Annotated in this window: 10 protein-coding genes and 1 pseudogene; 8 read left to right on the forward strand and 3 right to left on the reverse strand. The window is 40.6% G+C overall.

Going from position 1 to position 10,006, the window contains the following annotated elements; translation table 11 throughout:
• A pseudogene (locus tag QL998_RS19410) lies at positions 1-127 on the reverse strand (IS5/IS1182 family transposase); the annotation flags it as partial.
• A gap of 125 nt (positions 128-252) precedes the next feature.
• Here QL998_RS19410 and QL998_RS19415 point away from each other — a divergent pair.
• Entirely contained in the window at positions 253-594 is a 342-nt protein-coding gene (locus QL998_RS19415; protein WP_290193324.1) for a hypothetical protein, read from the forward strand.
• Positions 587-976 carry a hypothetical protein gene (locus QL998_RS19420; protein WP_290193325.1) on the forward strand — a complete coding sequence of 130 codons (390 nt, stop codon included), beginning with the start codon at positions 587-589 and terminating at the stop codon, positions 974-976. Before QL998_RS19415 ends, QL998_RS19420 begins: the two co-directional genes overlap by 8 nt.
• A gap of 84 nt (positions 977-1,060) precedes the next feature.
• On the opposite strand, the gene QL998_RS19425 is transcribed toward QL998_RS19420, so the two are convergent.
• Positions 1,061-1,750, reverse strand: a complete 690-nt coding sequence (locus QL998_RS19425) for a DUF3334 family protein (RefSeq protein ID WP_182196000.1) — start codon at positions 1,748-1,750, stop codon at positions 1,061-1,063.
• Between the two features lie 116 nt (positions 1,751-1,866).
• Here QL998_RS19425 and cmoA point away from each other — a divergent pair, with 116 nt between their 5' ends.
• The 5 genes from cmoA (at position 1,867) to QL998_RS19450 (ending at position 6,216) form a co-directional block, all read left to right on the forward strand.
• Complete coding sequence (gene cmoA / locus QL998_RS19430) at positions 1,867-2,592, forward strand: carboxy-S-adenosyl-L-methionine synthase CmoA (protein ID WP_007378000.1); 726 nt, start codon at positions 1,867-1,869, stop codon at positions 2,590-2,592.
• Positions 2,593-2,604: 12 nt separating this feature from the next.
• A complete protein-coding gene (cmoB, locus tag QL998_RS19435) occupies positions 2,605-3,573 on the forward strand; it encodes a tRNA 5-methoxyuridine(34)/uridine 5-oxyacetic acid(34) synthase CmoB (protein ID WP_290193326.1) in 969 nt (322 codons plus the stop codon).
• 192 nt (positions 3,574-3,765) lie between these two features.
• Entirely contained in the window at positions 3,766-4,818 is a 1,053-nt protein-coding gene (gene purM / locus QL998_RS19440) for a phosphoribosylformylglycinamidine cyclo-ligase (RefSeq protein WP_002959993.1), read from the forward strand.
• Positions 4,818-5,465 carry a phosphoribosylglycinamide formyltransferase gene (gene purN / locus QL998_RS19445; protein WP_002959994.1) on the forward strand — a complete coding sequence of 216 codons (648 nt, stop codon included), beginning with the start codon at positions 4,818-4,820 and terminating at the stop codon, positions 5,463-5,465. Before purM ends, purN begins: the two co-directional genes overlap by 1 nt.
• A 16-nt stretch (positions 5,466-5,481) precedes the next feature.
• Entirely contained in the window at positions 5,482-6,216 is a 735-nt protein-coding gene (locus tag QL998_RS19450; protein WP_076924399.1) for a DUF3108 domain-containing protein, read from the forward strand.
• Between the two features lie 31 nt (positions 6,217-6,247).
• Here the strand turns inward: QL998_RS19450 and QL998_RS19455 are convergent, their stop codons facing one another.
• On the reverse strand, positions 6,248-7,012 hold the full coding sequence (locus QL998_RS19455; protein WP_182749676.1) for a class II glutamine amidotransferase: 765 nt from the start codon (positions 7,010-7,012) through the stop codon (positions 6,248-6,250).
• 323 nt (positions 7,013-7,335) lie between these two features.
• On the opposite strand from QL998_RS19455, the gene fadE reads away from it, so the two are divergent.
• Positions 7,336-9,792: an acyl-CoA dehydrogenase FadE gene (gene fadE / locus QL998_RS19460; protein WP_165724203.1), complete on the forward strand. Its 2,457-nt coding sequence runs from the start codon at positions 7,336-7,338 to the stop codon at positions 9,790-9,792.
• Positions 9,793-10,006 lie beyond the last annotated feature (214 nt).

Raw genomic sequence — 10,006 nt, forward strand, 5'->3', positions numbered from 1 at the left:
TGCGCATCTTATACAGTATGCCTTCGAGCGTTTTTCTATGGTCGGGCTTATTATAAATTCGACCACTTAAGTACATTACTTTTGATAAGACATTCCATGTCCCGTCTGTTAACATTAATCTTGGCATGTAGGTTCGGTGTAAAGTTTTCTGGCGAATTCAATTATACCTTATCTTCATGCTGTTTGTTTTTCATACCACAAAGATCAACACGCCCTAGTGATGAGTTCTCTTGTCCTCGGCCGGCATCCCAGATGTTCGAAAACGTAGAAATGACTTTCCCATGTCGAGAGGTTGTAATTATTCGACGTCCGTCTTATGTATTTGGTCTAAATTGGGATTTAGAAAGTAATAGCAGAAAATTTAGAAAATTTTCGGCTAAAATGTCTGATGAGGTTTGGTTTGAAAGCTGGAAAAATCATGACAAAGATGCACAACTGTGGCCAGGCGATGGTCTTTTAGCTGATATTAAAACCACTAAGAAAGTCAATAAACACCGACATACAACCTCTATAGAATGTGAAATTATTAAAGTTGTACGAGTGATACCGCAAGAAAAGGTGAAACAAACTGAATTGGATTTAAGTGATGAGTAAAATAAATTATGAGAGTGCAAAAAAGGAAGCTTTATTTATAGCTTTACCATTTCTTGTCCTTTTATTACTCAAAGTACTACAAGGCGATTTTATTGGTTTTATTAAACTTTCAGATTTTTCTTTAGCAACATCAATACTGTGGGGACAGTTGCTAGCAAAAACATTTGATGTACCAGATAAAAATAAAAACAGAGATAAGTTCAGTACCAAACAAGTGCAAATTTTCATTTTTTCGTTTTTATCATTAACTCTCTATATTGGACTTAACTTTTTAGAAGCTATTAGTGACACCGTATATTGGGCTCAACTCGCTTGGTACGGATTTTCCATCCTTTATTACATCCCCGTATCCACATTAATGAATGATTTAACTCGAAGATGACCATGTAATTTATTATATAGAAAAGCGTAATATAAAATCGCGCTTTTCTATTCCATCATTTCATTCAACTTAAAAAGTTTAATCTTAAAGCCCTAAGCCTGCCATAAAGTCGTCATCTGCGTCGTCTTGCACAACTTCTTTAGCCTTTGCGCTTTCTTTTTCAGCTTTCTTTTTCGCTTCGTTTTCAATTATGTCGTCTGGGTCGAGTGCTTCTGCAATATCAAAGTCGTGTAATTTAATGAACTCTGTTTTATCCATCGCTAATTCCAAGTAAAAAATATTTTGCTTACTTGTCGTGAATGTTACGCGGCGGGCTTGCGGGCGATCCATCGTGGTATCTACCGATATTTGCACTTGCTTGTTTATTGCCATCATTTTTGGCTGGTTTTGCGTAATAGACGTATGTAATTGCTCACGCACTTTAGACGTAAAGTCGCCAACAATTTGATTCATCAACTCGCCTAGTACGTTTGATACGTCGTCTGATAAATGGCTATGCGCTATTTCATCTTCTGGCATTCCCATATTGCGCATGTAATCGCCATAAATTTCCATCGCCGCTTGCGAAGTAAAGTTGGTAATTACGAGCCCTGTAAAACCGCCGTCAAATAAAACAAAGCAACCAATATCTGGTCGCATACATGTACGTGTTATTTTTTGCACCATGGCTGAGTAGCTAATACCATTACCGCTGGCTGATGTGAGTACACCTGTCACTGAATGACAAAGGGTTGCTAATATATCGTCTGTGCTGATGACCTTACTTTTGCTCATTTAATCTTCTCTTTTGTACTTATTATTCATAATTCTAGTCAAGCTACTGAATTTATCACTGACTATCCAGTATAAAATGTTAAAATAGCGCCATTATTTACAAAGAGACTGCCTTCGTGACCATAAAAGACAGTATTTATGCCTCTGAGCAACAAGTAAAAGATTTTAGCTTTGACCAAAATGTAGTCGAAGTTTTTCCAGATATGATCCAGCGCTCTGTACCTGGGTACGCAACTATTGTCAGTACAATGGGTAAGCTTGCGGGTGAATACGCGCAAAGTAACTCAAATCTTTATGATTTAGGCTGCTCACTTGGCGCAGTAACACTTAGCATGCGACGAAATATTCGCACCGATAACTGCCATATAATAGCGGTAGATAATTCTCAAGCTATGGTTGAACGTTGCAAGGTGCACTTACAAGGTTTCAAATCGGATGTGCCGGTTACTGTTACTTTGGGCGATATTAACGAGCTTGAGATTCAAAACGCATCGGTTGTGGCAATGAACTTTACACTGCAATTTATTCCACATGCGCAGCGCCAAGCCGTGCTTGAGAAAATATACGCTAATTTAAAACCTGGTGGTGTATTGCTGCTAAGCGAAAAAATTAAAGCCGAAAACGAGCAATGCGACAATTTATTGATTGATTTACACCACGACTTTAAACGTCACAATGGTTACTCTGAGCTTGAAATAAGCCAAAAGCGTACCGCCATCGAAAACGTTATGCGCCCAGATACACTAAGCGCTCACTTTACTCGCTTACAAGATATTGGTTTTAGCCAAACTCAAGTGTGGTATCAATGTTTTAATTTTTGCTCAATGGTAGCAATTAAATAAAGAGAGTCATCCATGTCTCAATGGTTTAACCAATTTTACGCATCTATCGCACAAAGCCCACTTAGTCACTGGCTAGAAACCCTCCCTGCTCAATTAAAACATTGGCAAAAAGAGGCTAGCCACGGTGATTTGCCTAAATGGCAAAAAGTACTTAAAAACTTGCCTGAGGTGGCAACTTCGCATGTTGATATTTCTACTAAGGTAGAAATTGGCGCGTCAGGGGAAATGAGTGATGGCGAGCAAAAGCAAGCCATGCATTTATTAAAACGCATGATGCCATGGCGCAAAGGCCCATTTAGTGTGCACGGAATTGAAATAGACACAGAGTGGCGCAGTGATTGGAAGTGGGACCGCCTGCTTCCTCATATTGAGCCACTAAAAGACCGCACTGTTTTAGATATTGGTTGTGGCTCAGGGTATCATTTATGGCGTATGCGCGGTGAAGGCGCAGAGTTTGTCGTGGGTATTGATCCATCTGATTTATTTTTATGTCAGTTTCAGGCAATTAAACACTACAACCCAGATGAAAACGTACATTTACTGCCACTAGGCGTAGAAGCATTACCCGAGCTTAAAGCGTTTGATACTGTTTTTTCTATGGGTGTACTTTATCATCGTCGCTCACCTATCGACTTTTTAGCGCAGTTAAAAGCGCAGCTTCGCCCAGGCGGCGAACTCGTACTTGAAACCCTAGTAATTGAAGGCGACGAAAACAGGGTATTAGTCCCAACCGACCGCTACGCTAAAATGCGCAACGTTTGGTTTATTCCAAGTGCTGCAGCATTAAAGCTGTGGATGGAACGCGTTGGCTTTAAAGATGTGCAAATAAAAGATTGCGCTATTACCACGCTTGAAGAGCAACGTAAAACCGACTGGATGGAAAACGAATCGTTAATCGACTTTTTAGATCCAAACGATACAAGTAAAACAATTGAAGGCTACCCCGCTCCACTTCGAGCCATATTAACCGCAAAAGCATAGCTTGTTAATTTAACGCCTTTAATACTAAAAAAACGCCTACGGGCGTTTTTTTTGTTTATTTAAACAACAAACAGCGGACAAGTGTCCTTGTTAATTATTTCAAAATTACATTTACGCTAGCCGCGACCTTGCAATTGTTGTAAAATACGCGCGTTTCTAAGCAACCCAAAACAACTATTTTGAGGAAAACCTGTGAGCGAACAAAAACAGTCTCTAAGCTATAAAGACGCGGGCGTAGATATCGACGCTGGTAATGCACTTGTTGAGCGTATTAAAGGCGTAGTTAAAAAAACTCGTCGTCCTGAAGTAATGGGCGGAATTGGTGGTTTTGGCGCACTTTGCGAAATTCCTGAAGGCTACAAGCAACCAGTATTAGTTGCAGGCACAGATGGCGTTGGTACTAAACTACGTTTAGCAATCGACTTAAAAAAACATGATACGGTTGGTATTGATTTAGTTGCAATGTGTGTAAACGACTTAATTGTTCAAGGTGCTGAACCCCTGTTTTTTCTAGATTACTATGCAACTGGTAAACTAGATGTAGACACAGCAGCTGACGTAGTGACAGGTATTGGCAAAGGTTGTGAAATTTCAGGTTGTGCCCTAATTGGTGGCGAAACAGCTGAAATGCCAGGTATGTATGATGGTGAAGACTACGACATGGCAGGCTTTTGTACAGGCGTTGTAGAAAAATCAAAAATTATTGATGGCACAAAAGTAGCAGCAGGCGATCAGCTTATTGCACTTGCTTCAAGCGGTCCTCATTCAAATGGCTTCTCTTTAATTCGTAAAGTACTTGAAGTGTCAAAAGCTGATACCAGCGCTGACTTTGAAGGTAAAACATTAGGCGAAACTCTACTTGAGCCTACGCGTATTTACGTAAAACCTTTACTTGAGTTATTCAAAAACGTTGACGTACATGCGCTTTCGCATATTACTGGCGGCGGTTTTTGGGAAAACATTCCACGCGTATTACCCGCTTCAGCAAAAGCTGTAGTTAAAGGTGATAGCTGGCAGTGGCCACCAATTTTTAATTGGTTACAAGAAAACGGCAACATTACTACACACGAAATGTACCGTACATTTAACTGTGGTGTAGGCATGGTTTTAGTAGTCCCTGCTGACAAACTTGAGCAAAGCTTAACAATGCTAAAAGACTTGGGCGAAAATGCATGGCACCTTGGTGAAATTCAAGATGCAGCAGCTGGCGAAGAGCAAGTTGAAATTGTAGGTGGTGCTAAGTAATGGCACCGACTCGTCTGGTAGTTTTAATCTCAGGTAGTGGCTCTAATTTACAAGCCATCATAGATGCCTGCGAACGTGGCGAGATAAACGGGCATATAGCGGCTGTTATTAGTAATAAAGCAGACGCTTATGGCCTAGAGCGTGCAAAACAAGCAGGTATTGCTACAAAAGTGCTCAGTCATAAAGATTTTGACTCGCGCGAAGCGTACGATGCGCAATTAATGAACGTTATCGACTCTTTTATGCCAAATCTAGTTGTATTAGCTGGGTTTATGCGTATTCTTACTCCTGGCTTAGTGCAAAAATATGTTGGAAAAATGTTGAACATTCATCCATCTTTGTTGCCTAAGTATCAGGGGCTGAATACCCACCAAAGAGCAATTGATGCAAAAGACGATGTTCATGGCGTAAGTGTTCACTTTGTTACTGAAGAATTAGACGGCGGTCCCGTTATTCTTCAGGCGCAAATACCTGTACTCAAGGATGATACAGCAGAAACATTAGCAAAACGCGTGCATGAGCAAGAGCATATAATTTATCCTTTGGTGGTCAAGTGGTTCAGTGAACACAGACTTACTATGGAAGCAGATTATGCAGTTCTTGACAAAAAACAACTTCCTGCACACGGCGCGCACTACCCACAATAAAAAAATAAGTGCCCTGTTGTTATGTGCGGGCGCTTTACTTCCAACTAGCCTAATTGCAGGCGAATTGACCCAGTATCAAGCTAATTACGATATTTTACGCAAAGGTAAAAATCATGGTGAGGCTGTTCGTGAGCTCAAAAAAACGGGCGATGATACTTATGAACTAACATACCACAGCAATATTGAGTGGATGATCTTTTCTGATTCTCGTGAAGAAACATCAGAGTTTACCTTTAAAGATGGTAAGGTTACCCCGCATCATTACAATATGATCCGCACCGGTACAGGCCCAGATAAAGATTATAAGATTGATTTTGATACGACAAATAAGGTAGTGACTAGCAGCGCTAGCGAATACCCACTAAAATGCGAATGGACTGATGAATTTCAGGATGCTATTTCGTACCAAGTGCAAGTGCGCGAAGGATTGAAAAAAGGTGAAACGAGCTTTTCATTTCCGCTTATAGACAAAAAAGGTAATCGCCGCGACTACAACTTTGAAGTATCTGGCACCGAGATGATTTCGTTGCCTATTGGTAATGTAGAAGCCATTAAAGTAAAACGTTTATACGATAACGATAAACGCCAAGCGATTGCGTGGTTTGCGCCAGAAATGGATTACATGCTGGTACGTATGTGGAAAGGCGAAAAAGGTATGGAGCAGTTTGAAGTTCAAATGAATTCATTTACTGTTACTGCACCTACAGCTGTTGCGCCTGCTACAGCACAACAACCTCAAGAAGCTAACTAGCTTTAAATAAATCAGTAATAAAATAGGTGGGCTAAATTAGCTCACCCATCTTAAACAATGCAAATTCTCCCGGCTCCATTTTTTGCCAACGCTCATCGTTAGTTAATGGCCTTGTTGTTATTACCGTCACTACATCGTTTGGTGTGGTCTCTTGTTGAAAATCAACCACCATGTCGGCATCAATCAACGTTGCTTTACCAAATGGCGCACGGCGCGTTATGTAATGTAAGTTATTAGTGCAATACGCTAAAACAAACACCCCGTCGGTCAATAACATATTAAACACCCCTTTTTCACGCAGAGTATGCGACAACTTAGCAGCGTATCTAAAAACCGACGCCATATTACTTGGACGCTTTGGGTATTTTTCGCGAATTTTATCAAGTAACCAACAAAAAGCGAGTTCACTATCGGTGTTACCCACTGGGCGATAGTACTGCGGTTTTAAATCATGATAATTAGATAGCTGCCCGTTATGAGCGTAAGTGATTTCACGCCCCCATAACTCTCGTGTAAAAGGATGAGTATTTTCAAGACATACTCGCCCGCGGTTACCTTGGCGAATATGGCTAATAACCGAGACACTTTTAATTGGGTATGCTTTAACGAGCTTTGCAATTTCAGATTGATAACTCGGCTCAGGATCTTTAAAGGTTCTACAGCCTTTACCTTCGTAAAATGTAATACCCCAACCATCTTTATGAGGACCTGTATTACCACCACGCTCTAAAAGGCCTGAAAAACTAAAACAAATATCGGTAGGCACATTGGCTGACATGCCAAGTAATTCACACATTAATAAAATAACCCTTAAAAACCATACATTAAAATAAATAGCGAATATTTGTGTATTAAGCGTACACTAAATTGCAGCCCGCTATAACGGTTATACTTACTTAAAAAGTGTCATTTTGCTATTAGATTTATTTATTTTTACGTTAACACTACTTACGGCTAATGCTTTGACTATACGATAGTTATTGAGCGTTCCTCTGTCGGGTAATTAAATATCGTATTTAAGTTACTTTCTACTACAATTTAACATCGTTATGTACTTGAAAATTACTGTTACTAGCGCTACTCTAAGTGAGGTGGTCTGACCTCTATTAAGGAATAAAAATGACACTCATATTTACACTGGTTCTAATCGCGTTGCTTTGCACTGCGGTTTACCACAGAGCAAGTTGGAACACAGCACTTGGTGTTTCGGCTATTACTTTATTAATTGGTACCTTTGCGGGTGCTTTTGGTTTAATTAGCTGGTTGATCTTTTTGATCATCGCGGTTCCTCTTTCTGTTACTGGCCTTCGTCAGCAATATATCATCAAGCCTATTTTTGCTACGTTTAAAAAAGTAACGCCAAGCATGTCTGATACTGAAAAATCAGCTATTGATGCCGGTACGACGTGGTGGGAAGCTGACTTATTTTGCGGTAACCCAGATTGGAAAAAACTTCACCAATACCCAGTTCCTAAACTTACTATTGAAGAGCAAGCCTTTGTTGATGGCCCTGTTGAAGTAGTTTGTAGCATGTTGGACGATTGGGAAGCAACGCACGAACTAACCGACCTTCCTCAAGATGTGTGGCAGTATCTAAAAGATAATAAATTTTTTGCCATGATCATCAAAAAAGAATACGGCGGTTTAGAGTTTTCTGCATTTGCACAGTCTTGTGTACTTCAAAAACTAACAAGTAAATCAACATTACTTTCGTCAATTGTTGGTGTACCGAACTCTTTAGGCCCAGGTGAATTATTACAACACTATGGTACAAAAGAGCAAAAAGATCATTACTTACCGCGCCTAGCGAGCGGTCAAGAAATTCCATGTTTTGCATTAACTTCGCCAGAAGCGGGTTCTGATGCAAGCTCAATTCCAGACTACGGTGTGGTATGTAAAGGGCAATGGAATGGTGAGGAAGTTGTGGGTGTTAGTTTAACGTGGAATAAGCGTTACATTACACTTGCCCCAGTGGCTACCGTACTTGGTCTTGCGTTTAAGTTACAAGATCCAGATGGCCTAATTGGCGACAATAAAGAGCCAGGCATCACCTGTGCACTTATTCCAACGGACACTCCTGGAGTTGAAATTGGTCGTCGACATTTCCCGCTAAACGTACCATTTCAAAATGGTCCTACTCGCGGTAAAGATATTTTCGTACCACTTGATTATATTATTGGTGGTCCAGATATGGCTGGTCAAGGCTGGCGCATGCTGGTTGAGTGTTTATCGGTTGGTCGTGCGATTACATTGCCGTCAAATTCTGCCGGTGGCATTAAAATGATTGCCGTTGCAACGGGTGCGTATAGCCGTATTCGTCGTCAGTTCCGTTTACCTATTGGTAAAATGGAAGGTGTTGAAGAGTCACTAGCAAAACTTGCTGGTTACGCATACAGCTCTGATGCTGCGGTTAGTATGTCTACGGGTGCGGTGGATTTAGGCGAAAAGCCATCGGTAGTTTCTGCCATTATTAAATACCACCTGACAGAGCAAATGCGTGATGCAACTATTCATGCAATGGATGTACTTGGCGGTAAGGGCATCATGCTTGGGCCAAATAACTATTTAGGTCGTGGCTATCAAGGGGCACCTATTGCCATTACCGTTGAAGGTGCAAACATCTTGACCCGTAATATGATTATTTATGGTCAAGGTGCAATTCGCTGTCATCCATTTGTACTTACCGAACTAGGTGCGTGCGAAATTGAAGACCGCGAAGAAGCGCTTAACGTATTTGATAAAGCGCTAATGGGTCACATTGGTTTTACTATGTCGAACCTTGTACGTACTAAATGGCTTGCACTTACCGGCGCTCGTTTTACAAGTGTGCCGTACAACGACGAAACTGCTGAATTTTACCGTATAGCGTCACGCTTTAGTGCATCACTTGCTCTTATGTCAGACATTAGCATGGCAGTATTTGGTGGTTCACTAAAACGTAAAGAACGTATTTCAGCACGTTTAGGTGACTTACTTAGTTATTTATACTTAGTGTCTGCAACGCTTAAGCGTTACAACGACGAAGGCCGTAAAAAAGAAGATTTTGCTCTAGTAAAATGGAGTTGCCAAGATCACCTTTACCATTGCCAACGTGCACTTGCTGATTTAATTAATAACATGCCTTCGGCTCCACTACGCGCCGTGTTAAAAGTATTGTTATTCCCGTTTGGTCGCCCTGTTCGTAAACCAACTGACCAACTTGAGCATAAACTAGCACAACTACTACAAGTACCTAGCGAAACGCGTAACCGTTTAGCAAGCTACGTATACCTAACAAATGAGCCACTTAACCTTGTAGGTCGTCAAGAGCAAACGCTTAAAGACGTCCTTGATGTTGAGCCATTATTTGAAAGAGTATGTAAAGAAAAAGGCCTTAAACTGCCATTCTTTCAGCTTGATAAAGTAGCGCAAATGGGGCTTGAAGCAGGCATTTTAAGCCAAGCAGAGGCTGATAAACTAGCTGCTGTTGAGCAATCTCGTTTAGATGTTATTAACGTTGATGACTTTGACCCGGCTGATTTACTTGCAGGCAAAGCCGCACGTAATAGCGTTAAAAAAGAAGCTGATGCTGCTTAACTAAGCTAAGCATTTACAGACCAAAAGCCAGCATATAACGTGCTGGCTTTTTTGTGCACAATAAAAAGTTTTAACAACTTGATGGAGCACGGCAAGATCATTATAAATTGAACTTATAGAGCAAGTAGTGATCAGATCAAGGCATAATAATTACTTGGTCGCATAAATATGAGCACTACTTTTCTGAAACATTTTAATTCAATTACAGATCCTC

The sequence above is a fragment of the Pseudoalteromonas sp. APC 3691 genome (genome assembly GCF_030408135.1).
Classification (GTDB): Bacteria; Pseudomonadota; Gammaproteobacteria; order Enterobacterales; family Alteromonadaceae; genus Pseudoalteromonas.